The following is a 24,726-nucleotide window of genomic DNA, read 5'->3' as shown; positions in this document are numbered from 1 at the left end:
AGAATTAGCTTTAGTAGGATTTAGAATAGAAATAGAAAAAAGATTAAGAACTTTAGCCGACAAATATAGTATTGAAAGTAATAGATTTTCTGTAACTAGATTAATAGAAGCATTAGCAAAAGAAGACATTATAACAAATGCAGAAAAAATATCATTAATTGATATTATTAGCACTTTAAACAAAGCATCACACGGTATCGAATATGACCAAAGGAATGCAAATTGGGTTATTGAAAATGGTCCCAAAATATTAGAAAGTTTAGATGAAAAATTAGAATTAAGAGGTGGGCGTTTATCTGCTGGAAATTCAGAAGAAAAAATTCATTGGATTGAAAAGTCTTTTGATAATTGTGAATGGACAACTAATGCGGAATGGGGAGAATGTATAACTAAGCATACTGATTTGTGGGAAAAAGAATTGAATAGAATATATCAATCTTTATTAATAAAACTTATTGCACCGCAAAAAACTAAATTAGTCGAAACTCAAATAAATTGGGCAAAACAAATTGATTTAGAAAAAGATTTTTTATATTCATTTGAAGATTTGCAGATAAAAATTGGAAGAGAAGGAATTTTTATAACTGCAATGAACTTTATGAATAAAAGAACGAACATTAGAATTAGAAGAAGTTCTAACTAGATTAACCGAATAAAAAAATTACTACCAACTCACGCAATAAGTAATTTGGGCATTAGACTTAATTTGAAGTTGGGTTTTTGTATTTGGAAGATTTTGCAAATTAGAAGATAAGGCTAACTTAATCCCAAACTGGATGTAGCGTGAGAAGGTAATACCTCAGTTTAGAAACCCGAAATATGGAAGACAACTTAGAATATAAAATACTTAAATATTTATCCGAAAATAATAACGGAAAACCAATTGATGTTTCAAATATGGACACTGATAAAAATCGTCTTAAAAATGCATTGTCTAACCTTAAAAAAGAAAAATATATTAAGTGTCGAGTTATCACTAATGAAAACATAGTTGCTAAAATTGAATTTAAAGGAATTAAATACCTTGAAGAAGATAGTAGAGAAAAAGTTAAATCGACAATTATTGCTGAAAACTATATTGCAGGGAATAATTATGGAAACCAATCATCAAATAATTCGATAACAAGTAACACAACTATAAATCCAAAAACCGAAGTAAAAGCAAGTTCATTAATATTGAATATTTGGAAACTTATTTCAGAAAACAAACTAATATCAGGTTTATTAGTAGTTGTAATTTTATGGGCAATAAAAGAAATATTTGGAATAGATTTAAAATGATTTCAACTTTAGCGGTGCGAAAATTAAACCAAAAATTGGAATGAATAAGAAATAGTGGAGACAAAGTTAAGGGTGTAAAAATACACCCTTAGATTTTTAAAGTCCTTTATGAATTCTTCTTTTCTTCTTTTGCTTAAATTGTTTTGATACATAGTCATTTACTTTCTCTCCACGAAGTAGAATATTTGTAAGATTTTCTTTTACATACTCTCTTAATTCAACATCTTGAAAGTTTGCTGAACCTGTTGAGTTGGACTTTTGGTATTTCCTTTCAAGTGTAAGAATGTGCATGGCACAGCTTTCTTGAATCCCCTTTGCACTAAATTCCTTTCCCAGACTGCTTCCGTTGAAGACTGATCTGGTTTTATGGTCAACGTAAGTTATTCCGTAAAGCTTTCCTTCATTGCTTTTTCTCAGTATCATATTAATGCTTTCTCGTTCTAATATCTTCGATAATTTTTCGGGAGAAATTATGTCTTCGCGAATGAAAACCAGATTTATGACATTTTTCACATATTTTTTATAGGGTTCTTTCTCAGCTTCATTAGACTTAAACTTTCCTTCCAGAAATTTTAAAGTAGGTCTGCTGTAGAATTCGCTGGCTTTTATCGGCACGCCTATCGGTTTTGAATTCTCGTCAAGGATCTTGTAAAGCAATCCATTATTTTTAAAAACTCTCGATTCCTCGCTTCCTCTGTCAGCATGGACATTATAAAGATTTAAAACCGCATTGAGTTCAGGCAGACTTGAATATTTATAGTCAAACAACACCTGATTTAAAACTGAATTGATAGCCTTTTTGGACTCTGCTTTTCCGTATTGGACTCTGCCGATATCTATCGGATTTAACGAAAATTGTTCTTTCTGTTTTCTTCCTTCTGCTTTTACAAGTCCGAACATCTCTTCAATTTCTTTTCGGGCAGGTTCTGATTTTCTGATTCCTAATAAATGCAGGTCAATTCTTTTACCGTCTCTCTGAATGTTGTTTGTCACTATATGGCAGTGCGGATGTCCTGCATCATAATGCTGGTATACCAGATAAGGCTGTCTGCCGAATCCCAGTTTTTCCATATAAGTGTCTGCTATTTCAGCCAGTTTTTCTTTCGAATGATTTTCCGAAGGATCAAAGTTGAGAGAGATATGCACCGTATTCCGCCTCACATTGGTATTGAGTTCTGCCAGTTTCAGAAAGCGGTTTAATTTTGAAGAGGAACTCAGTTTTTCCAATTCCAGCGGATAATTTACAGCACTGATGCATTCAGCTTTTCCGATTTCAACTTTATTCTCGTTGTAATTCAGAACGGCTCTTATGGACGAACTTGTTTTTATCACTGCAACCATTTTTCTGCTATTTTCTGAGTGTGGCTTGAGACCTCCTCCATTTTATCAAAAAGCCTTTTTCTCTGGATCTCGAACAGATAAAGGTGTCCTTTGAAATCGGGAACTGTTTTGAGCGTGTTTATCTTTCTGGCAATCTGATTGATATTATTGCCGATTGCCCGTAATTCGGAAGTAAGCACAGCTGTCTCTTCCATCAGTTCGTCTAAAGACTGGTTTCTGTAAGTGGCGACAATTGGTTTGTTGAATAAGTGGCTTCTGATGTGGTCGCTTAATTTTCGGCAGGTGCTTGCTCTGAATCTTTTTTCCAGTTCGGCATACTCCAAAGGAGTGAATCGCAGTCCCACAATTCGTGTTCTGTTTGAATTTTCTCTTTTCATCATCTTTCATTTTCATTATTATCAAACTCTTTGCTTTTAAGATTCTCCACCGCCGAGTTCCGAGGCAATAGGTGGCAAGATAGGCGGTTGTTAAACAACCGTTCATCTTGCTAGATGCAGGAACGTGGCATCTTGAAGAATTTTAAAAGTCTAAATACTAAATTAAGTTTATCTTTTGAAGATTCCTATCCTAAGTAAATTTTGCGCATGATAGCTGTTGGCTGTTATCTTTTTGAAGCGTTTTCTAAGCAACTTTTAAGATAGGATATTTAAACTAGAGATTTAAGAATCATAAAATTCATTTAATTGACAGCTCCGATTTTAGTTGGTCAGTCTGCTTTTTATGTTTCTTTTCCAGCTCTTCAAACTCTTTTACTTTCTTTTTATAATAAACCTCTTTTAAATAAATTTCTTTATCAATGCGGGAAAGCTCCTTTTCCAAGATCTTGGTTTTTTCATAGCGATGTAAAAAAAATGCAAGGGCAAAGAATAAAAGGCTTAAAAGAATTACAAAAAGAATTTTGAGACGATTCATAAGCAAATGAATTATAGAATTGGAAATCTTCTGTTTTATTTAGAGATAAATATATAGTAAAATCTTTAATTCTTGTTTTTAATTTACTGGCTTTTATGTGTTTAGAAAGGTGATATCTGTCGAAAATATTTTTAAAAGAAAAGGAAAAAAGAAAGCAGTCTTTAATTGGACTGTCAGACAGCTGAAGTGCTATAAGTCCCGAAGGGCATTTTTTAGGAACGAAAAAATGTTATGCGCACTTCTCTGGCTGTGTCCAATATCTTGCTTTGCTTTTTTTGTTTTAGAAATGATTTAGAAGGTTTGATACTAAAGCAGTGTGAAATTGCTTTTTACATTATCAATCAAAAATATGCTGTCATTTAGTCCGTTAAAAGTAATAAATTCCAGAACATAATTTTCAGCTTCCTTTTTCCTGTCTGGATCAGTTGAAAATGTATTTAGGTAAAAATCTTCGTTTTCGTCTTTGATATGAATTATTTCAGTATATCCTTTTGTGATTAAAGCTCCTTTAAGCTTTAACACCTTAGCCTCACTCGTTCGGTCAATTTCCTTTTTAACTCTAAGATTTATAGTTTTATTCATGAATTGTGTATTGGGTATTTAGAGAGTATTTGAAAACAAAAAGAGACTCGAAAGTCTCTTTTTGGAATTAATATATCTTTTATAAAAGCTTATTTGGATTTTGGATTTTCTCCAAATTTGAATCATTTCGACATTTACTTATTTGATTAATTGTTCAAGCCTTTTCATCATTTCATCTTTTTCTTTCAGCATACGCTCATACAATGCAATTTTTTCTTCATGTATTTGTACAATTTTATCAATTGGATTAAATGTACAATTGATATATCCAGAATTATTTGCAATTGCTCCTTCATGAAAAGTGTTAGCAATAATATTTATCGCCTGCTCTTCATCAAAATTCTGAAAAGCTTCAACAGGAATTTTCAAAGAATCAGAAATCTGTTTGAGCAGTTTATCTTCAATTACATCTTTCTGTTCCAGCATTGAAATTTTCTTCTGATTCCAGTCTTCTCCCAGATCATAAGCAAGAGCTTCTTGTTTGATGCCAAGCATTTCCCTGAAGCGTTTAACATTTCTTCCCTGATGAATTTTCTGTTCCATAATGATTGTTAGTTTTCTGAAGTTTCAAAGATAAAGTTATCTGGATTAAAAAATCTGAATTCCAAAGATAAAAAAATATACTGTAAAATATCCCTTTTGTCAGATATTATATCCAATTACGGAATAGATTATCCTGTTGAATAGCAGGAACTTCGCTGTGAATTTTAAATCTTACCGCCATGAAAAAGAATAAAATATCCTTCAATACAAGATTTTGGGCAGGGTTTACGGCAGGAAATCCATTTGAGGCATTTGATGCTGTTTTTGACTTTGCACATCTTGATTATTACAAACAGAATTTAAGCGAAGCAGTACTATACTGCCATAAGAGAAAGGTGTACAAACAGAACGACCCCAGCAATGTTTTTGTCTTTTATAGTGCTATTTGTTCTTTTGTTAAAATCTGCCACAGCCTGAAAGGTAAAAGCAGGAAATGGAAAGTGAAAGAGTCGACCCGATTAGAGGATGTGTTTCATCTTTCTTCTCTGACAAAGGAAGAATTTGATAATCCTTTTTTGGTGCTTCAAAAAGCGTTTGAAGAGAAAACGCTCGAACAATTTGAATCTTTCTTATTTGAAATCGTTGAGCTTTCTTTATCTCGTTATGCTTGCGATCCCGACTCCGATCTCATGACACCCTATATTCATTTAACAAAAATGCTCGATGCAGGGGAATTAATGAAAGAAAGAGGTATTGAGAGGATCTGTAAATCTGATCTCGCTGAAACGCAAAAAGAAAAGAATCTCTCACCAGATTAATTTTTGATAATATACCACACAAAACCAAACTTCGAATAAGTATTAACTAAAATGAGTAAAATTATGAAAGCAATTCAAAACACCACGTCCGATTTAATTTATCGAGTTATTTCACAGAACATTGATCCGATAGGCATCTACTGTTTTGCACAGAAGAAAAGCAGTTATACTTTTAATGAGCCTTTTCAGAAGCCCGTTCAGAAAGAAAAGCATGTACATCTTTATCTGCTGGTCATAGCCGAAGAGTTCGAGGATAATATCGGCAATGATCTTACCGATAAAATAAAGAGCAGATCAAGAGGCCAGATAACGGTAACCATTCTCATGCATAGACTGAGAAATATCGTGAAATTATACGGAGACCAGCAGTATTTCTTCTGGAACATTTTTAAGAATGCGCAGAGAATTCATATAGATGCTTACAAGTCGCCGATAATCTGGGCTAAGAATCCAGAAAAAAGATATATGAAAAGTACTGCATCATACGCAGGAGACAGAAGAAATATTACTGAATCGATCTGGGATCTTATCTATAATAACGACCAGTATTTCTCTTATGAAGTCAGAATGTGTTCCCTTCATCAGATTGTGGAACAGACCTGCCTTTCCCTTATAAGGGTATTTCTGGGATATACGCCGAACCACTTTTCTCTAGGTTACTTATTTGAGCTTTGCGAGTATTTCACGAATTTGACTTCTGAATACTTTCCAAGAAACAGCAGTGATGAAAAAAATATGTTCAAGCTTTTGAAAAAGAACCCAAATACGCTTCGATTCAGCAGAAGGAACAGTTTTGATTATCTGTACTATGGGCTGATGGAAGACAGATGCCGTCAATTTATGAAAGAAGCAGAAGTCATGATTCAGAATGAACTGGAGAGGCTTGAGGGAATTCATCAGCAGGAAGCTTTATCAGCATAAAAACAGAAGTTATGGAAACCGATGAAATCAAAAAACTGGAAGACATCAGGGTGTTAAGCGGAAGACTGCTTAATACCCTGAAAAAAGCAGAGGATAAAAGAGGGATGTATAATGCAGAGATCAGGGTTTATGGCTATTGCGAACTCGGTTCTGTTGTTAGAAACCTGATGAGGCTGTGCATTATCGCTTTAGATCAGGACAGCGCAGAAGTTCCGCCAACGATTCAAAACAAATACATTGATGTTGGGTTTATACTGGGGATTGCACTGCAATTATTTCCAGTTGACGAATTTGAATTTTTAAATGAGATTACAGATCTGTTTTCAGAAAATAGAAAAGAAACAGAATGTCTAGATTAAGATTTAATATTTGAAAATTATGGAAACTGACAAAATAAAAACATTGGAAGAATTTAAAGATTTTGCATCTTATCATTTTAAAGTGCTCAAGCCTGCCAAGGACAAAGAAGGGGAATCAATACGTGAGATAAGATTTTATGGATACACAGATATGACGTGTCTGGGAGTGAATCTCATCCGAATGTGCCTGAATATCATTTATTCGGATGAACTTGATAACAGAGAAATATACATAGGTTCTGTTCTGGAACTTGCCCTTCAGCTTATTCCAAGTGCAGAAATAGAGGTTCTGGATGAAATATACAGAATGCTCAATAAGCAGAAGGAAGATAAATGAATCCTAATACTAAATAAGTCTATCAATAATGATAGCACCATTTTTATGGACATATTATGTCCATGAAAGTGAGAGAAAAGCATTTTATCTTTGTCAGAATCAAAAATTGGATTGAGTGATGATAAGTAAATTTTACTTATCATCCTCAGTAGATTAGGTTTTATATTTGTGTTATCCTACCCAAATTTTGCGCAGGATAAAAAGAGAAAAGTGTTTTAACTTTATGCCGATGAATGATTGTGGAACAAAAAAGACCGAGACTCGGTCTTTTTTTAATGAAGAGGAATTGTGAAATGAGAAATGAAGATGAGAATGAAAGAGGAAAAATGACGGCAGAGCAAGCCATGAAAATGCTGAAAGATGAGAATGTAGATGTAACGCTTGAACAGGCAGGAAGAGTATTAGATTTTTTGCGACTGCTTGCCAGAGTAACGGTTTTAAACTATTTAAAGAAGAAAAGGGATGAAAAAGACAGCAGATTTATACGTGAGAGTGAGTACGGACGAGCAAGCGGAAAAAGGTTACTCTCAAAGAAACCAAGAGGAAATGCTAAGAAAGTATTGTGAGATTAATTCTATTTATATAAGGGATGTTATTTATGAAGATCATTCTGCAAAAACATTTAATAGACCCAAATGGAAACTTTATCTGGCAACAATTAAAAAGTACAAAAACAAAACTGATTTTATCTTGTTCACCAAATGGGACAGATTCAGCAGAAATGCAGGTGATGCATACCAGATGATTAATACACTGAGAAGACTTGGTGTCGAGCCTCAGGCAATAGAACAGCCTTTGGATTTGTCTATTCCAGAAAACAAAATGATGCTTGCTTTTTATCTTGCAGCTCCTGAAGTAGAAAATGACAGACGGGCATTAAACACTTTTCACGGTATGAGAAGAGCAAGGAAAGAGGGGCGTTACATGGGGCTGGCTCCGTCTGGTTATATAAATAAAATTACCGAAGATGGTAAGAAATATATAACGTTTGACCAGCCTGAAGCATCTATCTTAAAATGGTGTTTTGAAGAAATTGCAAAAGATATTTTTAATACAGAACAGATTTTTCTTCAGGCGAAAATGAAAGGACTTAAAACGAGTAAAAATAATTTTTGGAGACAGATCCGTAATCCTGTTTACTGCGGAAAAATATTGATTCCCAAATATAAGGATGAGGAAGCAAAATATGTAATGGGATCGCATGAGCCGTTAATTTCTGAAGGGCTGTTTTATCTTGTTCAGGATGTTTTAGACGGACGAAGAAAGAATTTCAGGACTAAGTCGGTAACCTCCGAACCGTTTCCGCTTCGAGGTTTATTTAAATGCCCTTTATGCGATAAAATTTTAACTGCAAGCATATCTAAAGGCAGGAATAGTCATTATTCATATTATCATTGCTATAAAGGCTGTAATTACAGAATCAGATCATGTGAGGTTAACCGCATTTTCTACGATCAACTGAGAAAGTATATTCCAAAACCTCAAACAGAAAAGATTTACATTACGGCTGTTAAAGAATATTTTAATGATTTCAATAAGGAATCAATCGCAGAAAAGAACAGAGTCATTTCTCAGCTGAAAGAATTTGAACAGAAGATTTCTTATATCAGAGATTTGCTGGCTTCAAGAAAGATTGAAGTGAAAGATTACACTGAGATGAAAACGGATTATGACAATAAAATTCATCGACTTGAAATTAAATTAGCAGATTTAGCAGGAGAGAACATTAGTATTACCGATCTATTAAAAGCAGGAATAAAAAATTTAATGAGGCTAAACGAATGTTGTAGTGAAGCGGATCTAACTCACTTTCGGAATATTATCGGTTCAATATATCCTGAAAAATTCACAATCGAAGAAAAGCAGTTTCGAACCACAAGAATAAATGAGGTCGTTCAGCTAGTTTACTTAATTAATGAGGAATTAGACCCAAAGAATAACGGGGCAAAGAAGAAAAAATCTTCTTTGCCCCGTCAAGTGACCACGGTGGGATTTGAACCCACACGCCCTTACGAGCACCACCCCCTCAAGATGGCAAGTCTACCGTTTCTCCACGTGGCCTAAAATAAAAAAAGGTCAAGTAAATAAATACTCGACCTTTTGTGACCCGACTGGGGCTCGAACCCAGGACCCCATCATTAAAAGTGATGTGCTCTACCAACTGAGCTATCGAGTCATGCTATCAGGGAAAGTATTTTGTAAATCACAAATTTTGTGACCCGACTGGGGCTCGAACCCAGGACCCCATCATTAAAAGTGATGTGCTCTACCAACTGAGCTATCGAGTCATATTCTTTCCTTGAATGCGGGTGCAAATATAAGGAGTTATTTTTGATATTTGCAAGCTTATTTATTATAAATTTGTCTTTTTTTACTCAAAATTTACAACACCTTAATTTTTAGGTTCTTATTAAAATGAAAAAGATTATATTATTAGGATATATGGGCTGCGGAAAGTCAACAATTGCCCAAAACTTGTCAAAAATTACAAATATTCCGTTTCTGGATTTAGATAAATGTATCGAAAATAAAGCAAAATTATCTATAAATGAGATTTTCGAGCAATTTGGAGAGATCCATTTTAGGAAATTAGAGCATGAAATGTTTCTGGAATTACTTCAATCTTCAGAAAATAGCATCATAGGTTTAGGCGGAGGAACACCTTGTTATGCCAATAACCATGAATTATTAAAAAGAGATGATGTTGCCTCGATTTATTTAAAGGCTTCAATCGATACTTTATATAATAGATTAATTCATAACAAAAGCAAACGCCCGCTAATTGCTAATATGAATGAAGAGGAAATGAGAGAGTTTATCGCAAAGCATTTGTTCGACAGAAGCTATTATTATAACCACGCACAACATAAAGTTTCGGTTGATAATAAAGCTGTCGATGAAACAGTTCAGGATATTCTTGAAATCTTAGCTTAAAAAAGCATAATCGTCGCCGTTGTCGTCAAAAACAACCTGAACATGCTCTAATAAAGAGGTCGATAAGGAGATACCTTTAAAATCGGCCTTTACAGGATATTTTTTATGATTTCGATCCACAAGCACTGCTGTTTTGAATTTCTTTAACGGAACGTCTAAGAAATGACGAACAGCATAGATTAATGTAGTGCCCGAATTTAAGACGTCGTCTACAAGTACCAATCCTTTATTTTCGTATTCTTCCTTTGTTAAAGAAGTTTGTATAGGCAACTGCGGATTTTGTTTGTCGACTTTAACTTCGCAAAGAGAAACCTTAAGTGTTGAAATCGTGCTTAAGGCTAAAGCAATTTTTTGGGCAAAAATAGATCCGTTAGAAGCAATTCCGGCAATTACAACTTCTTCTTCGTCAACAAATGTTTCGTATATCTGATAGGCGATACGTTTTATTTTATGTTCGATTTCCTGATTTGTTAAGATGATGTTTTTGCTCATGATTTATTTTTTTGCTAAAATACAATTAGAATTTTAGATATTAGAATTTAGATTTCAGATTTTTTGATTGGAATTTGGTCCCGAAGCTTCGGGATTAAAAAATTTGGACTTTACTCAGTTTCTTCATCATCAATAATATCATTACCATATTCGTCGATATCTCTTCTGTCTTTTTTAGTTGGTCTTCCTGTGCCGGTTTTACGATAGTGTTCTTTAGATAGTTTTAGTAATTCTAAATGTGCGTAAGCTTCGGCTGGGGTTTCATTTTTTCTGTATATATCTACCAGTTTTGCCCCAACACGACTTTCGGGAATGTCAAGTACAGTAATAATTTGTGTAATCTGATCTTTTCTAAAGGTAATTTTATCTGTTGGAAAGACTTCTTTTGATGGTTTGGCAACCTGCCCATTTACTGTAACATGGTTCTTTTTACAGGCCTCAGTAACCATATTTCTGGTTTTGTAATAACGTACGCACCATAAGTATTTATCTATTCGCATAATTTTTCTAAATTGAAAGTTAAATTCTTTACAAAAATAAATCAATATTGTATCTTGCGCACTTAAAAAATTAACAATAATGAATAAATTTAAATATTATTTTATTTTATTACTTGCAGGAATAGGGATTGTGTCTTGTAATAAAAGTGATGATGATGATGATGTTGTAACTGTGCCTCTAAGAGATTATAAAGAACAATACAAAGCTGATAATGATTCTATTGTTAATTATTTAAAGACAAATTACATGACTGTTATACATGCTCCCGGAACTCCGCAGGATCTGGATGTCGTGATAAAAAAAATAGTTCCTGGTGATGGAAATGTTTCAATTTGGGATCAAAAAGAGTATCCATTGCAGACCAGACCTGTCTATAGTAATGATGTAGATTATGAGGTTTATTTTTTATCCTTAAGAAAAGGATCAGGAAATTCGCCTACAAATACAGATAGGATAGTAACTTCTTATTCAGGTAATTTGTTAAATGGAAAAGTTTTTGATAGTTCTTATGGAAATGCAGAAACTTTTAATTTATTCGCATACTCACCTGAAGGCACTGTGATCGAGGGCTGGTCTGAGATTTTTCCTCAATTTAAAACGGGTACTTCGACGACCGCAGGAAATGGTGTTATTACCTATGATAATTTTGGTGCGGGAGTTATGTTTTTACCTTCAGGTTTAGCTTATTACAATGGTACTGTAGGTACTGATGGTGCGGCATATTCTTGTTTAGTATTTAGTTTTAAGCTATTTGATCTTCAGAGAATGGATAATGAATATAGTACTTCTTCGTCAACCGGACAAAGAATTACTGTTGGTGATGGTGTTCCTGATTATTTAGAAGATCTTAATGGTGATGGTTATCTTTATGATTTTAGAAATACAACTAAATATCCAAATCCGCCAAAGGAATTAATTGATGATACAGATGGTGACGGAATAGCTGATTATTTAGATTTTGATGATGATGGTGATGGGTTTACTACTTTGTTTGAACTTACAAAACCAACAGGACAAATTGGTAATGGAACTTTAAACGGAGAGCCTTTTAATTACGGAGCGAGATTCTATTATCCGTGGGATCCTACTGCAGATAATCCGAATACTCCAAATACAGATGAGTATGAGCCTTGGGGGATTCCTAGAAAGCCAACAGGAGAACTTACAGATCCTGCCAAGCCGGAGTCTTCAACTAATCCTAGAAAATTTGTAGAAGAGGATTATAAAGCTTCAGGCCGTTTAAGAATTCATCTTGATAAAACATACCCGGTTAAAAAGAATTAACTTTTTGATTAATAATAAACTAAAAACCCCGAAATCACTTTCGGGGTTTTTTTATGGTCAAAAAACTTTTTGGTATAAAAGTGTAAAGTTTTTAGAGATTAATTTATCAGTTTACGTTTTCCCGTAATGAATATCTAAAACAAAATAGTAGGTTTGTAAGAATAACAATCAAATGTTTAAAGAAAACAGCAAGAGTTTAGTAGGACTTTTGTTGAAATTAAAGATCGGTTAAGGATGTTGTAAAATAGAAAGAAGCTATGAGTCTAATAAGATGGAGTCATGATTTTTTTTAAACTTATAATGATGTGCTTGGGGGGTATCATCAATTATTTAGTTCAGCATCTGAAGTTAGAGAAGTTCAGATTTGTCTGGTTTTGAATTTTGTTAATTCAGGTTCGAGTCCGTTAGCTGTGTTTTTTTACTGATCTTTCCTTGTGCTGATGTTTATTCTTTAGTACAAACTAAAAACCCCGAAAGTGATTTCGGGGTTTTTGATATAAAGTAAGAAAATTTAAAATTATTTTCTTTTGATAACTCTTTCTACAGCTTCAACAATTGCTTGATTGTTTAATTTGTATTTTTCCATTAATTGCTCAGGAGTTCCAGATTCACCAAAACTATCGTTTACAGCAACAAACTCTTGTGGAGCAGGATTGTTTAAAGCTAATACTCTTGAAACGCTTTCTCCAAGACCTCCAAGAATGTTGTGCTCTTCTGCGGTTACCACACATTTAGTTTTTGCCAATGATTTTAGAATCGCTTCTTCGTCAAGGGGTTTAATAGTGTGAATGTTGATTACTTCGGCAGAAATTCCTTTAGCTTCTAATGCTTCTGCAGCGATCAGAGCTTCCCAAACTAAGTGTCCTGTTGCAACGATTGTTACATCTGTTCCTTCGTTTAATAAAATTGCTTTTCCAATTACGAAAGGTTCGTCAGCTGGCATAAAGTTAGGTACAACCGGACGACCAAAACGTAAATAAGCAGGGCCGTGATGATCTGCTAATGCTAATGTTGCAGCTTTGGTTTGGTTGTAATCGCAAGTATTGATTACAGTCATTCCTGGCAACATTTTCATTAAACCAATATCTTCAAGGATTTGGTGAGTTGCTCCGTCTTCTCCTAATGTTAAACCAGCGTGAGAAGCACAGATTTTTACGTTTTTATCAGAATAAGCAACAGATTGACGAATTTGATCGTAAACTCTTCCTGTAGAGAAGTTAGCGAAAGTTCCTGTAAAAGGAATTTTTCCTCCAATTGTTAAACCTGCAGCGATACCAATCATGTTAGCTTCTGCAATACCAATTTGGAAAAAACGCTCCGGGTGATTTTTTTTGAAATCATCAAATTTTAATGATCCAATTAAATCAGCACAAAGTGCTACTACTTTTTCGTTTTTTTGACCTAGTTCAGTCATTCCCGCTCCAAAACCTGAACGAGTATCTTTACTTCCTGTATTTGTATATTTTTTCATTTTTGTCTTTTTGAGATGCTAAGTTTCTAAGTGATTAAGATTTTGAGTTTTAAACTGAAATCTGTGCACTGAGACTGAACACTTTTTTAATAGTCGATTTGATCTGCAGAATAGTTTTGAGCCAAAGCACTTTCTAATTGGTCATTGTTTGGTGCTTTACCATGCCAAGCGTGCGTATGCATCATAAAATCAACTCCGTTACCCATTTCAGTATATAATAAAATACAAACTGGTTTTCCTTTTCCTGTTCTTGATTTTGCATCTGTCAAACCTGCAATGATAGCATCGATGTTGTTTCCTTCTTTGATTTCAAGAACGTCCCAGTCAAAAGCTTCAAATTTTGCACGGATACTTCCCATTGCTAAAACTTCGTCAGTTGTACCATCAATTTGTTTTCCGTTAACGTCAACAGTTGCAATAAGGTTGTCTACTTTTTTAGCAGAAGCATACATGATCGCTTCCCAGTTTTGACCTTCTTGTAATTCACCATCTCCGTGTAAAGTATAGATTAGGTGATTATCACCATTTAATTTTTTTGCTTGTGCAGCACCAAGAGCTACAGATAAACCTTGTCCTAATGAACCAGAAGCCATACGAACTCCAGGCAATCCTTCGTGAGTTGTTGGGTGCCCTTGTAAACGTGAGTTTAATAATCTGAAAGTTGCAAGTTCTGAAACAGGGAAATAACCGCTACGTGCTAATACGCTATAAAATACAGGAGAAATATGACCATTTGAAAGGAAGAAAATATCTTCTCCAATTCCGTCCATATCAAAACCTTCTTTACGCTCCATAATGTTTTGGTATAGAGTTACCAAAAATTCAGTACAACCTAGTGAACCACCTGGGTGACCTGAGTTGACAGCATGTACCATTCGAAGAATATCTCTTCTTACTTGGATAGTTAAATCGCTTAATTGTTGTGTGTTAGGCTTCATTTTATGTGTAAAAGTTAAACTGGTGCAAAAGTAATTTTTATTTTGCGGGCTGACAAATGATTTTTCGCTTTAGTTTGCTGTAATTGTTAAATTTTAGCCCTTTTTTTATTGATTTAGAAAAAAAAGTAAATCTTGTTGAGGGAAAAAAAGTTTGGCACAGACAAAAACGATCAAATTGATTAAAAAAAAATCGATATTAATCAGTTTTATTTGTGGCAAAAAAGAGATTCTGTATAAAAAAAGTTTGCCACAGATTACAAGATTAAATTGATGTAGAAAAATCTATTATCTTGTAAACTGTGGCAAAAATCTATTGTAATTCTTGTAATCTGGGACAAAAAGGGCTTATTCTGTATCGCCTTCGCTATAAAAATTATTTTCTTCGTCTTCAGAGCCAATTTCTTCCTGCTCATCGTCAAGCTCTGAACCGGGAATATCTAAATCATTTCCGAGTTTATCACTGTTTTGTTTCCATTCGTTATTGTTGTTGTCCGGATTTATAGTTCTTTCGCCGGAAATTCCTTCCGGATCTATATCTTCTAGTTTTTCTTCCTGATTGTAAATATCTTCATTGGAAGGATAATCTAAGTTCTCCAGGTTTTTCTCGATTTGATCATCTTTAATTTGATCTAAATCTACAGGATTTTTTTCTTCTGAATTTATCATGATCTCTGATTTTATTTTAATTGTTTTATAAAGTTACGAAATCAATTGTTTCAAAATGTTATATTTTTAGAATCAGGATATTGCAGTATTCACATAAATTTTAATTTCAAATATTTAATTCCAAATCTAAAATCTAAAATTCCAAATTGAAATTAAAGTGAGATTGATTTTGTATCGTGATAATTATCTCATTTTTTTATGGACAAATTGTCTAATTAGTAAGTTCTCTAATTCTCTGGATATCTCTCCAGGTAATCATTTGAATGTTGTTTTCTTTTAGTTTTGATTGGCATTTTTCGCTGGTGAAAAAGTCAAGATCGATTTGGCGCCAGGCTGAACCAAAATTTGGATGATTGATCGTAATGCCTTGCATTTCGCGATCATCAAAAGCAGGATGAAGTAAAAAGACATTGAATCCTGGTTGAACACTGTCTAAAGCTTTTGCATAAGAAGATTTTAGTTCTCCTTTTTCGAAATCGGAAAAATAGCCAATTAAAAGATTATCGGCTAAAAGTGTGTTTTCGAAATTGTATTTTTCGTCTGATAAACTAATCGATTGAACGAATTCTTTATTGATGAAAACTGGTAAATTGTAGGTTTTACCTAATTCTTTGTAGATTTCTAAAACCTCAGGTGTTACGCCAACGCTGCACATGTGCGAATCGAGATGGGTAGGCTGGATGCCAAATTGTAATGCTTTTTCGATTTGGGCGGTGAGTTCTTTTTTAATTTCGGATGGTTTTGCGTGTTCTTTAAAATCTTTTCGGGTTTTATAAAAATACCCGTTTTGATCTGTTAAACTTGAAACTTCGGAAATGGGAAGAACCGGGCCAAATTTATAATTTTCCCATTCGCAAGTTAAGGTTAGGTGAATTCCGCAATCGTAATTGAGATTGTTTTTGGCAAAGGTTGCCATTTCGTAAAACCACGGACAAGGTACCATTATACTATAAGAGTTTACAAAACCGTTTTGAAGGGTTTGAATGGTGGCTTGATTTTCGGAATGTGATAATCCGGCATCATCGGCATGAATGATTAGTAGTTTAGTATTTTCGGGATATCCAAGTTTTTGAGCTAAGTTCATTTTATTTTGTTTGTGTTGTTGGCACGCGGGGCTTCGACTCCGCTCAGCCTGACAATAAGGTTTATTCAAATTTAGAAATTTCTCTTGGAAATGTCACGTTTTTTTGCGTTAGGGATAGAAGTGAAAAGCCCACAGCCTGACGAAGGAAGTGCGAGGACTTGCAGCGAATAGCCCGATCCGCCGCGGCGGGAACGCCCGTAAAAAAAATAAATTCCAAATCCCAAAATTCTAACTCGAAAAATCAAGCTTTTAGGTTGGTGAAAATCATTATTTCATTTTCTAATGGACAAATTATCTAATTGATTAAATTTTCCTCAAATTAGCCTATCTTTGCCGACTGAAAAAAGAAACAGATGAAGTTTGATTTATTGAAAAAAGATCCGCAATCTAAAGCGAGAGCGGGAAGTATTACTACAGATCATGGCGTAATCGAAACGCCTATTTTTATGCCTGTTGGAACGGTTGCATCTGTAAAAGGAGTACACCAGCGTGAGCTAAAAGAAGATATTAATCCGGATATTATCCTGGGAAATACATACCATTTATATTTACGTCCGCAAACTGAAATTCTTGAAAAAGCGGGTGGATTGCATAAATTCATGAATTGGGATCGTAATATTTTGACGGATTCTGGTGGATATCAGGTATATTCTCTTTCGAATAACAGAAAAATTAAGGAAGAAGGAGTAAAGTTTAAATCGCATATTGATGGTTCATATCACTTTTTTTCACCAGAAAGTGTGATGGAAATTCAACGTACCATTGGAGCTGATATTATCATGGCTTTTGATGAATGTACGCCTTATCCTTGTGATTACAGATATGCTCAACGCTCGATGCACATGACGCACCGTTGGTTAGATCGTTGTATCAGCCATTTGGATAAAGTGCCTTATAAATATGGTTACGAGCAAACTTTTTTCCCGATCGTTCAGGGAAGTACTTACAAAGATTTACGTCAGCAATCTGCTGAATATATTGCCAATGCTGGACAACAGGGTAATGCCATTGGTGGTTTATCTGTAGGTGAACCTGCTGAGGAAATGTACGCGATGACCGAAGTGGTTTGTGAAATTTTGCCGGAAGATAAACCTCGTTATTTAATGGGTGTTGGAACTCCGATAAATATTCTGGAAAATATTGCGTTAGGTATTGATATGTTCGATTGTGTTATGCCAACTCGTAATGCCAGAAACGGCATGTTGTTTACGGCAAACGGAACAATAAACATCAAAAATAAAAAATGGGAAGCTGATTTTTCGCCAATCGACGAAATGGGGCATACTTTTGTAGATACTGAATATACAAAAGCATATTTACGTCACTTATTTGCTGCTAACGAATATTTAGGAAAACAAATTGCAACTATTCATAATCTTGGTTTTTATATGTGGTTGGTTCGTGAAGCCAGAAAACATATCTTAGCAGGAGATTTTAGACCATGGAAAGAAATGATGGTTAAAAATATGAGTCAAAGACTTTAAAAAAAGTTTCAAGTTTTTTTAGTTTCAGGTTTCAGGTTGTTTTAGCAACTTGAAACTTGAAACCTGAAACCTGAGCGTTAAAATTGAAACGAAAAATCTATGCTGACGATAATAGATAAGTATATTTTAAAAAGATATTTAGCCACTTTCTCGGTGATGATCTTATTATTTATTCCGATTGGAATTGTAATTGATGTCTCTGAAAAGGTGAATAAAATGTTGGAGAACAAGATTCCTTTTACTGCAATTGCGGTCTATTATTATAATTTTACAATTTATTTTGCGAACTCTTTGTTTCCGATATTTTTGTTTTTATCGGTAATTTGGTTTACTTCAAAATTGGCCAATAATACTGAGATTATTGCGATTTTAAGTTCGGGGATTTCGTTTACGCGTTTTCTTCGTCCTTATATTATTGGCGCTTCGATTGTTTCGGTTTTTGTGCTTTTAATGGGGTTTTTCATTGTTCCTGCTGCTAGTGAAGGTTTTAATAATTTTAGGTATACTTATCTAAAAGGAAACGGAAAACAGCTGATGCGCGGGGAGAATACCAATGTTTACAGGCAAATTAATGACAACGATTTTATTTTTGTAAATAGTTTTAATGAAGAGTCTAAAACAGCTTTTAATTTTACGCTGGAACATTTTGAAAAAGATCAGTTAACCTATAAAATTACTGCAAGTCGTATAAAATGGGACCCAAAAAAGAAGGTTTATATTTTGTATGATTATACCAAAAGAACTCTTGGAGAACTCAGCGATAAGATCGAAAAAGTACCGGAAAAAAATGTTGCTTTCAAATTTGAATTATCAGATTTAACTCCGGTGGTTTATATTGCTGAGACGCTTCCGTTAGGTAAGTTGATTGACTTTATCGAGAAAGAACGTAAAAGAGGTTCGGGAAATATTAATACTTATCTGGTAGTGCTTTACAAAAAATACAGTGTACCGGTTTCTGCTTTTATCCTTACGATTATTGCTGTAGCGGTTTCGTCTATGAAACGTCGTGGTGGTATGGGAACGAATCTTGCAATTGGTATTGCAATTGCTTTTTCGTTTGTGTTTTTTGATAAAATATTCGGTACCCTGGCCGAAAAATCTACTTTCTCACCTTTATTTGCTGTTTGGTTTCCTAATATTGTTTTTGGAGTTCTGGCAGTTTACTTATTACGCAATGCGAAACGATAATATTAAAAGTTATTTAAATCTTCATTTAATTGTTTTTATATGGGGCTTTACGGCTATTCTGGGTGCTTTAATTACCATTGATGCCGAAAATTTGGTTTGGTTTAGAATGCTTCTTGCCGGAGTTTTTCTGGGAGCTTTTATTGTTTATAAGAAACAGTCTTTCGTGATTTCGGCTACATCTTTTGCTAAATTAATTTTTGTTGGTTTGCTGATTGCCATGCATTGGATTTTCTTTTTTAAGGCAATTCATGTTTCGAATGTTTCGATAACACTTTCGATATTTTCGTTAGGTGCTTTTTTTGCTTCTTTATTAGAGCCGCTTTTTTACGGAAGAAAAATTTTGTTTTATGAAGTTTTCTTCGGACTGATCATTATAGCTGGTTTAGCCCTGATAATGCAGGTAGAAGTAAAATACCTGCACGGAATGTATTATGCTCTGGCTTCTATTATTCTGGGAGTTTTGTTTACCTTAATGAATGGAAAGTTGATTTCTGACCATGAACCTTCGGTAATCACGTTTTATGAGTTTGGCGCGGGAGTTTTCTTTATTTCTATTTATTTTTTAATACAAGGAAAATTCAATGCCGAGTTTTTTACAATGTCATTAAATAACTGGATTTTATTACTGGTTTTAGCATCTGTTTGTACGGCTTATGCTTTTACGGCATCTGTAAAAGTGATGCAAAAATTGACGCCTTATACAGTAATGTTAACCACTAATTTAGAGCCTGTTTACGGAATTATGCTGGCTTATTTTATTTTGGGAGGAAAAGAAAAAATGAGCACAGAATTTTATATTGGCGCACTGATAATTGTTATTACAGTTATCTTAAACGGTGTTTTTAAACATTATAAAAATAAGAAGGAAGTGTAATAATTTCCTTATTTTTAAATTACATTTTTACATTTTAAATACGATTTAATCACGCCAATGATATAATATTTTTATATTTGCGGTTCGATTTACAAACAAAATTCAAAAATCCATGGAATATTTAGATTTTGAGCTTCCAATAAAAGAACTTGAAGAACAGTTAGAAAAGTGTGTTATAATTGGAAAAGAATCTGATGTTGATGTAACACCTACCTGCAAGGAAATCAACAAAAAATTAGAACAAACTAAGAAAGAAATATACAAAAACCTTACAGCTTGGCAACGAGTTCAGCTATCAAGGCATCCAAACAGACCTTACACTTTAGATTATATCAGAGCAATTTGCGGAGATACATTTTTAGAACTTCACGGAGACAGAAATTTTAAAGATGATAAAGCGATGGTGGGCGGACTAGGGAAAATAAACGGTCAGTCGTTTATGATTGTGGGTCAGCAAAAAGGTTTTAATACAAAAACACGTCAGTACCGTAATTTTGGTATGGCAAATCCTGAAGGATACCGTAAAGCTTTGCGTTTGATGAAAATGGCAGAGAAATTTGGAATTCCGGTTTTAACTCTTGTAGATACTCCGGGTGCATATCCAGGTCTTGAAGCCGAAGAAAGAGGACAAGGAGAAGCTATTGCCAGAAACATTTTCGAAATGGTTCGTTTGCAAGTGCCAATTATCACGATTATCGTGGGTGAAGGTGCTTCTGGAGGAGCTTTAGGAATAGGTGTTGGTGATAAAGTATATATGTTAGAAAATACATGGTACTCGGTAATTTCGCCAGAATCGTGTTCGTCTATTTTATGGAAAAGCTGGGAGTACAAAGAACGTGCTGCAGATGCTTTAAAATTGACTTCATCTGACATGAAAAAACAAAAATTAGTGGATGACGTAATACCAGAACCGCTGGGTGGCGCGCATTACGACCGCGAAACTACTTTTAAAACAGTAGCAGAATACATCACCAAAGGATATAATGAATTGAAAGACTTATCAACAGCCGACTTAATTGCCCAAAGAATGGACAAATACAGTAATATGGGCGAGTATAAAGAGTAAATTCATGTAAAACGATTTAAAATCCGAAGCCTTACAGTTTCGGATTTTTTTTTGGTTATGAACAAAATCATCTTATTTATAAACAATTAATAGTTATAACTCGATAGCAATTTTTTTTTAAATTTTGCTACTTTCGCTATATGGAAAATTTCAAAAATGCAAACCCCGCAAAGGTAAATAAACCCTCAGTAATTAGTTTAGAAAAAGGAAAACTTCCTCCGCAAGTTCTTGATTTAGAAGAAGCTGTGCTTGGGGCAATGATGATTGATAAAAAAGGAGTGGATGATGTAATTGATATTTTGCAAGGAGATGCTTTTTACAAAGAGGCGCATAAATATATTTTTGAAGCAATTGTTCAGCTTTTTACAGAAACACAGCCAATTGACTTGTTGACGGTTTCGACTCAGTTGAAGAAAAATGGAAAATTAGAATTAGCCGGAGGAGATTTTTATTTAATTCAGCTTACACAAAAAATAGCATCTTCGGCGCATATCGAATTTCACTCACGTATCATTCTTCAAAAGTTTATTCAAAGAAGTTTGATTCGTATTTCGACTGAAATTATCGAAGCGTCTTATGATGAAACTGCCGATGTATTTGATTTGCTTGATCAGGCCGAATCAAAACTATATGAAGTAACACAAGGAAATATCAAACGTAGTTCTGAAACTGCTCAGAGTTTAGTACTTCAGGCTAAAAAGAAGATTGAAGAAATTGCAAAACAGGAAGGTTTAAGTGGTGTTGAAACTGGTTTTCATAATTTGGATAAACTAACTTCGGGATGGCAGCCTTCGGATTTAATTATTATCGCGGCGAGACCTGCGATGGGAAAAACGGCCTTTGTACTTTCGATGGCGAGAAATATTGCTATTCAATACGGGCATGGAGTGGCTTTGTTCTCTCTGGAGATGGCATCGGTTCAGTTGATTACCAGGTTAATTTCGTCAGAAACAGGATTGTCATCAGAGAAATTACGTACCGGTAAATTAGAGCCTCACGAATGGGAAATGTTGAGTACCAAAGTAAAAAACTTAGAAAAAGCGCCGCTGTTTATCGATGATACACCGTCTCTTTCTATTTTCGATTTAAGAGCAAAATGTCGTCGTTTAGTTTCGCAGCACGGTATCAAGATTATAATTATTGATTATTTGCAGTTGATGACTGCCGGAGGAAATAATAAAGGAGGAGGAAATCGTGAGCAGGAAATTTCTACAATTTCCAGAAACTTAAAAGCGCTTGCAAAAGAGCTTAACGTTCCGGTAATTGCACTTTCTCAGTTATCGCGTGCTGTAGAGACGCGTGGTTCTAGTAAACGTCCGTTGCTATCGGATCTTCGTGAATCTGGGGCGATTGAGCAGGATGCTGATATTGTTTCGTTTTTATACCGTCCTGAATATTACAAAATTGAAGAATGGGATGATGATGAGGCATCGCCAACAACAGGTCAGGCAGAAATCATGATCGCGAAACACCGTAATGGTGGTATCGAAAACATTAGATTGAAATTTATAGGACACTTGGGTAAGTTTGATAACCTTGATGATTTTTCAGGTAGTTATGACGATTTACCATCAAAAATGAATCATGAAGATAATCCATTTATAACCAAAAGTTTACCGTCGCCTAACGAAGCATTTGGCAGTAACTTAAATGACGATGATGACGACAGTGATGTTCCGTTTTAATAATATAATTAAGCCTCTTTATGAGGCTTTTTTTATGCTTAAATGTTAACTTTTTTGATAAAATTGAGTAGTTTAGCCAAACAATTGATTTCAACAATTGTATATTAATTAACAACCAAAAACAAATTTATTATGTCAAAAGAAGAAAATTTCGAAAATTTAGGAAGTGTAGAAGTAGACTTGTCTGTAGCCAAAACCTGGACAGCAAATTATCGTAAAGCTACTGCCGAACAAGATGAGTTGGGAAAGAAAACAGGAGCTTATCTTATACCTTTAGCTACTTTAAAATCAGTATTAGATAATCCAATAGATGCTGTTCGTGCTTATAAAGCTATTAATAATGCTGGCGAGCAGGTTTTAGTTTTTGTTGGAACAAAATTAGATGATAAAGGAATTTATAGAGATGTATTCTTTTCTGGCAATGAAATTGAAAATTCAGAATCTGTTGTCTATGATGCAACTCGTCCATGCCCGCCTTATGGAGATCCGAATAGTCCTCTTGACTAATGGATGATTTTTTAATATATTTTGGTTACTTTATTTTAGTAGTCAATCTAGGTTTATATTCATTTAGCTTTTTTCGAAAGGAAAAAGCTAATGTTTTTTTATTGCTTTATTTAGTATTTTCATTCTTAGTACAATTTGGAATGGAAGTTCTCTATCATTTTAAAATGAACAATTTGTTATTGATGAATTTATTCTTTGTTGGTCAGATGATCTTTTTAGGATTATTTTACAGATCATTGTATAAACAGGAAGTACAGAAGAAATTTGTTTTGATGACTTTAGCTGTTGTATTGCTAATTTTAATGGCGAGGGCTGTTTATGATCTGGATTTGCAGTTTAAGTTTGATTTATTTCAAATCACTATCACTTCTTTATTAACGGTCGTTTTTGCGTTAATTCATTTTTATAATATGATTACAGAAAATAAACAATATTACTATCTTACAATAGGCGTTATTGGATATATGTTTGGAAGTACGGTTTTGTTCTTAATAGGCAATCTTACAATAGGGTTAAGTGCTGATGTTAAATATCTTAGCTGGAGATTAAATGCTTTTTTATTTATTGTTTATTACTTTTTTATTTTATTTGAATGGATAAAGAGTTTTTCAAAAAAGAATGCTGAGATATGAGTACGAATCTTGATTATGAGAAAGAAATAGTAGCTATTATTTTGTATACATCTTGTTTTTTGATGGTGGTTGCTGTTTTTTTAGTGGTGTTTTTTTATTTTTCAAGAAAAAAGATCATTCAAAAAGAATTAGAGAAAAGAGATTTGATATTACAATACCAAAAAGAACAATTGCATGCTGTGATTGTTACTCAGGAAGAAGAGCGAAAACGAATTGCTCAGGATTTACATGATGATATTAGTTCTAAACTTAACATTGTTTCATTAAATACCCATTTACTTTCTGCTCCAAATTTAACCGAAGCCGAAACAAAAGAGATTACAGATAATATTATTAACCTAACCACAAAAGCATTAGAGAATTCAAGAAAAATTGCGCATAATTTGTTGCCTCCCGTTTTTGAGAAATTCGGACTTAATGCTGGGGTCGAGGAGTTGTGTGAAGAATTTGAAAGCAGCAAATCTGTAAAAGTAAAATACAAGAGTGAAGTCGATTTTGATGATAAGGATATCGATCGTCATTTGCATGTATTTAGAATTTTGCAGGAACTGATGAGTAATTCTCTACGTCACGGAAAATCTACCGAAATAAAAATTACTTTTCAAAATATAAACGGAATACTCACCTGTAATTATCAAGATAACGGAGTGGGACTTGATAGTGAAAATGTTGAAAATCAAAAAGGATTGGGAATGAAAAATATAGATAGCCGAATTTCTTTTTTGAACGGTACTATAAAAATAACTTCTGAAAAGGGTAACGGAGTTGTTGTAATTTTTACTTTTTAAGTTAAAATTGACAAACAAACACTCTTTTTGCTTAATATGTTAAGATTCTGAGGTTGTTTTCGTTTGATATTTTGTAATTTCGACAAACCAAACGACCA

The 24,726-nt window shown here is 33.9% G+C and carries 28 protein-coding genes, 3 tRNA genes and 1 pseudogene; 19 read left to right on the top strand and 13 right to left on the bottom strand.

All coding sequences use genetic code 11. From position 1 onward, the window contains the following. The first annotated feature begins 25 nt into the window (after positions 1–25). Together LNP81_RS27430 and LNP81_RS00350 are read left to right on the top strand one after the other, a co-directional pair. On the top strand, positions 26–643 hold the full coding sequence (locus LNP81_RS27430) for a lysozyme inhibitor LprI family protein (RefSeq protein WP_346432751.1): 618 nt from the start codon (positions 26–28) through the stop codon (positions 641–643). Positions 644–819: 176 nt separating this feature from the next. Beyond that, positions 820–1,281, top strand: a complete 462-nt coding sequence (locus tag LNP81_RS00350) for a YjcQ family protein (protein WP_230032456.1) — start codon at positions 820–822, stop codon at positions 1,279–1,281. A gap of 96 nt (positions 1,282–1,377) precedes the next feature. On the opposite strand, the gene LNP81_RS00345 is transcribed toward LNP81_RS00350, so the two are convergent. Continuing rightward, positions 1,378–2,622 (bottom strand): relaxase/mobilization nuclease domain-containing protein, encoded by a 1,245-nt coding sequence (locus LNP81_RS00345; protein WP_230032451.1) that lies wholly within the window; start codon positions 2,620–2,622, stop codon positions 1,378–1,380. Further along, entirely contained in the window at positions 2,610–2,999 is a 390-nt protein-coding gene (locus LNP81_RS00340) for a plasmid mobilization protein (protein WP_230032447.1), read from the bottom strand. Before LNP81_RS00340 ends, LNP81_RS00345 begins: the two co-directional genes overlap by 13 nt. A gap of 306 nt (positions 3,000–3,305) precedes the next feature. Between LNP81_RS00340 and LNP81_RS00335 the strand changes: the two genes are divergently transcribed. Beyond that, positions 3,306–3,524: a hypothetical protein gene (locus tag LNP81_RS00335; protein WP_230032445.1), complete on the top strand. Its 219-nt coding sequence runs from the start codon at positions 3,306–3,308 to the stop codon at positions 3,522–3,524. A 316-nt stretch (positions 3,525–3,840) separates the two neighbouring features. Here the strand turns inward: LNP81_RS00335 and LNP81_RS00330 are convergent, their stop codons facing one another. Both LNP81_RS00330 and LNP81_RS00325 read right to left on the bottom strand, forming a co-directional pair. Next, positions 3,841–4,116 carry a hypothetical protein gene (locus LNP81_RS00330; RefSeq protein ID WP_230032443.1) on the bottom strand — a complete coding sequence of 92 codons (276 nt, stop codon included), beginning with the start codon at positions 4,114–4,116 and terminating at the stop codon, positions 3,841–3,843. Positions 4,117–4,254: 138 nt separating this feature from the next. Then, positions 4,255–4,659, bottom strand: coding sequence for a helix-turn-helix domain-containing protein (locus LNP81_RS00325; RefSeq protein ID WP_230032442.1), 405 nt, complete (start codon positions 4,657–4,659; stop codon positions 4,255–4,257). A gap of 179 nt (positions 4,660–4,838) precedes the next feature. On the opposite strand from LNP81_RS00325, the gene LNP81_RS00320 reads away from it, so the two are divergent. The 6 genes and pseudogenes from LNP81_RS00320 to LNP81_RS00295 form a co-directional block, all read left to right on the top strand. Then, positions 4,839–5,417, top strand: a complete 579-nt coding sequence (locus LNP81_RS00320; RefSeq protein ID WP_230032438.1) for a hypothetical protein — start codon at positions 4,839–4,841, stop codon at positions 5,415–5,417. A gap of 63 nt (positions 5,418–5,480) precedes the next feature. Beyond that, a complete protein-coding gene (locus tag LNP81_RS00315; RefSeq protein ID WP_230032435.1) occupies positions 5,481–6,338 on the top strand; it encodes a hypothetical protein in 858 nt (285 codons plus the stop codon). A gap of 11 nt (positions 6,339–6,349) precedes the next feature. Further along, a complete protein-coding gene (locus LNP81_RS00310) occupies positions 6,350–6,697 on the top strand; it encodes a hypothetical protein (protein WP_230032432.1) in 348 nt (115 codons plus the stop codon). Between the two features lie 19 nt (positions 6,698–6,716). Continuing rightward, a complete protein-coding gene (locus LNP81_RS00305) occupies positions 6,717–7,034 on the top strand; it encodes a hypothetical protein (protein WP_230032431.1) in 318 nt (105 codons plus the stop codon). Between the two features lie 275 nt (positions 7,035–7,309). Beyond that, on the top strand, positions 7,310–7,600 hold the full coding sequence (locus tag LNP81_RS00300) for a hypothetical protein (protein ID WP_230032429.1): 291 nt from the start codon (positions 7,310–7,312) through the stop codon (positions 7,598–7,600). Continuing rightward, a pseudogene (locus tag LNP81_RS00295) lies at positions 7,497–8,282 on the top strand (recombinase family protein); the annotation flags it as partial. The gene LNP81_RS00300 and the pseudogene LNP81_RS00295, both read left to right, overlap by 104 nt. A 730-nt stretch (positions 8,283–9,012) precedes the next feature. Here the strand turns inward: LNP81_RS00295 and LNP81_RS00290 are convergent. The 3 genes from LNP81_RS00290 to LNP81_RS00280 all read right to left on the bottom strand — a co-directional run bounded on the left by LNP81_RS00290 (position 9,013) and on the right by LNP81_RS00280 (position 9,322). Continuing rightward, positions 9,013–9,095, bottom strand: a tRNA-Leu gene (locus LNP81_RS00290). A 42-nt stretch (positions 9,096–9,137) separates the two neighbouring features. Next, positions 9,138–9,210: transfer RNA gene (locus tag LNP81_RS00285), tRNA-Lys, on the bottom strand. Positions 9,211–9,249: 39 nt separating this feature from the next. After that, positions 9,250–9,322 (bottom strand) — tRNA-Lys (locus LNP81_RS00280). 127 nt (positions 9,323–9,449) lie between these two features. Here LNP81_RS00280 and LNP81_RS00275 point away from each other — a divergent pair. Further along, on the top strand, positions 9,450–9,968 hold the full coding sequence (locus LNP81_RS00275; RefSeq protein ID WP_230032427.1) for a shikimate kinase: 519 nt from the start codon (positions 9,450–9,452) through the stop codon (positions 9,966–9,968). Here LNP81_RS00275 and LNP81_RS00270 read toward each other — a convergent pair. Together LNP81_RS00270 and LNP81_RS00265 are read right to left on the bottom strand one after the other, a co-directional pair. After that, the gene (locus LNP81_RS00270; RefSeq protein ID WP_230032425.1) at positions 9,960–10,460 is read right to left on the bottom strand and encodes a phosphoribosyltransferase domain-containing protein; all 501 of its coding nucleotides are present in this window, start codon (positions 10,458–10,460) and stop codon (positions 9,960–9,962) included. The two genes, LNP81_RS00275 and LNP81_RS00270, sit on opposite strands and share 9 nt — an antisense overlap. Positions 10,461–10,570: 110 nt before the next feature. Further along, positions 10,571–10,960, bottom strand: a complete 390-nt coding sequence (locus LNP81_RS00265) for an RNA-binding S4 domain-containing protein (RefSeq protein WP_065451152.1) — start codon at positions 10,958–10,960, stop codon at positions 10,571–10,573. Positions 10,961–11,039: 79 nt separating this feature from the next. On the opposite strand from LNP81_RS00265, the gene bamM reads away from it, so the two are divergent. After that, complete coding sequence (gene bamM / locus LNP81_RS00260; protein ID WP_230032424.1) at positions 11,040–12,245, top strand: BamM family beta-barrel-assembly machinery protein; 1,206 nt, start codon at positions 11,040–11,042, stop codon at positions 12,243–12,245. A gap of 517 nt (positions 12,246–12,762) precedes the next feature. Here bamM and LNP81_RS00255 read toward each other — a convergent pair. From LNP81_RS00255 to LNP81_RS00240, 4 genes are all read right to left on the bottom strand, one after another. Then, positions 12,763–13,716 carry a transketolase family protein gene (locus LNP81_RS00255; protein ID WP_065451154.1) on the bottom strand — a complete coding sequence of 318 codons (954 nt, stop codon included), beginning with the start codon at positions 13,714–13,716 and terminating at the stop codon, positions 12,763–12,765. An 86-nt stretch (positions 13,717–13,802) separates the two neighbouring features. Next, positions 13,803–14,654 carry a transketolase gene (locus LNP81_RS00250; RefSeq protein ID WP_194620285.1) on the bottom strand — a complete coding sequence of 284 codons (852 nt, stop codon included), beginning with the start codon at positions 14,652–14,654 and terminating at the stop codon, positions 13,803–13,805. A 345-nt stretch (positions 14,655–14,999) separates the two neighbouring features. Then, on the bottom strand, positions 15,000–15,320 hold the full coding sequence (locus LNP81_RS00245) for a hypothetical protein (protein WP_173971180.1): 321 nt from the start codon (positions 15,318–15,320) through the stop codon (positions 15,000–15,002). 211 nt (positions 15,321–15,531) lie between these two features. Next, the gene (locus tag LNP81_RS00240) at positions 15,532–16,404 is read right to left on the bottom strand and encodes a polysaccharide deacetylase family protein (RefSeq protein WP_230032422.1); all 873 of its coding nucleotides are present in this window, start codon (positions 16,402–16,404) and stop codon (positions 15,532–15,534) included. Positions 16,405–16,757: 353 nt separating this feature from the next. On the opposite strand from LNP81_RS00240, the gene tgt reads away from it, so the two are divergent. The 8 genes from tgt (at position 16,758) to LNP81_RS00200 (ending at position 24,628) form a co-directional block, all read left to right on the top strand. Beyond that, positions 16,758–17,888, top strand: coding sequence for a tRNA guanosine(34) transglycosylase Tgt (gene tgt / locus LNP81_RS00235; RefSeq protein WP_194620279.1), 1,131 nt, complete (start codon positions 16,758–16,760; stop codon positions 17,886–17,888). 99 nt (positions 17,889–17,987) lie between these two features. Next, positions 17,988–19,076, top strand: coding sequence for an LptF/LptG family permease (locus LNP81_RS00230; RefSeq protein WP_230032421.1), 1,089 nt, complete (start codon positions 17,988–17,990; stop codon positions 19,074–19,076). Continuing rightward, positions 19,063–19,950 (top strand): DMT family transporter, encoded by an 888-nt coding sequence (locus LNP81_RS00225; RefSeq protein WP_230032416.1) that lies wholly within the window; start codon positions 19,063–19,065, stop codon positions 19,948–19,950. The genes LNP81_RS00230 and LNP81_RS00225 overlap by 14 nt, the downstream gene beginning before the upstream one ends. Positions 19,951–20,062: 112 nt before the next feature. Then, positions 20,063–21,016 carry an acetyl-CoA carboxylase carboxyltransferase subunit alpha gene (locus LNP81_RS00220; protein WP_194620272.1) on the top strand — a complete coding sequence of 318 codons (954 nt, stop codon included), beginning with the start codon at positions 20,063–20,065 and terminating at the stop codon, positions 21,014–21,016. Positions 21,017–21,156: 140 nt separating this feature from the next. Then, on the top strand, positions 21,157–22,701 hold the full coding sequence (gene dnaB, locus LNP81_RS00215) for a replicative DNA helicase (protein WP_230032415.1): 1,545 nt from the start codon (positions 21,157–21,159) through the stop codon (positions 22,699–22,701). Positions 22,702–22,833: 132 nt separating this feature from the next. Further along, positions 22,834–23,208, top strand: a complete 375-nt coding sequence (locus LNP81_RS00210; protein ID WP_230032410.1) for a hypothetical protein — start codon at positions 22,834–22,836, stop codon at positions 23,206–23,208. A 164-nt stretch (positions 23,209–23,372) separates the two neighbouring features. Then, positions 23,373–23,840, top strand: a complete 468-nt coding sequence (locus LNP81_RS00205; protein ID WP_230032407.1) for a hypothetical protein — start codon at positions 23,373–23,375, stop codon at positions 23,838–23,840. Further along, positions 23,837–24,628 carry a sensor histidine kinase gene (locus LNP81_RS00200; RefSeq protein WP_230032406.1) on the top strand — a complete coding sequence of 264 codons (792 nt, stop codon included), beginning with the start codon at positions 23,837–23,839 and terminating at the stop codon, positions 24,626–24,628. Before LNP81_RS00205 ends, LNP81_RS00200 begins: the two co-directional genes overlap by 4 nt. The last annotated feature ends 98 nt before the right edge of the window (positions 24,629–24,726 follow it).

It is taken from the genome of Flavobacterium piscisymbiosum (assembly GCF_020905295.1).
In the GTDB taxonomy this organism is placed as follows: Bacteria; Bacteroidota; Bacteroidia; order Flavobacteriales; family Flavobacteriaceae; genus Flavobacterium; species Flavobacterium piscisymbiosum.
This window is presented reverse-complemented; position numbering and strand designations above follow the sequence as displayed.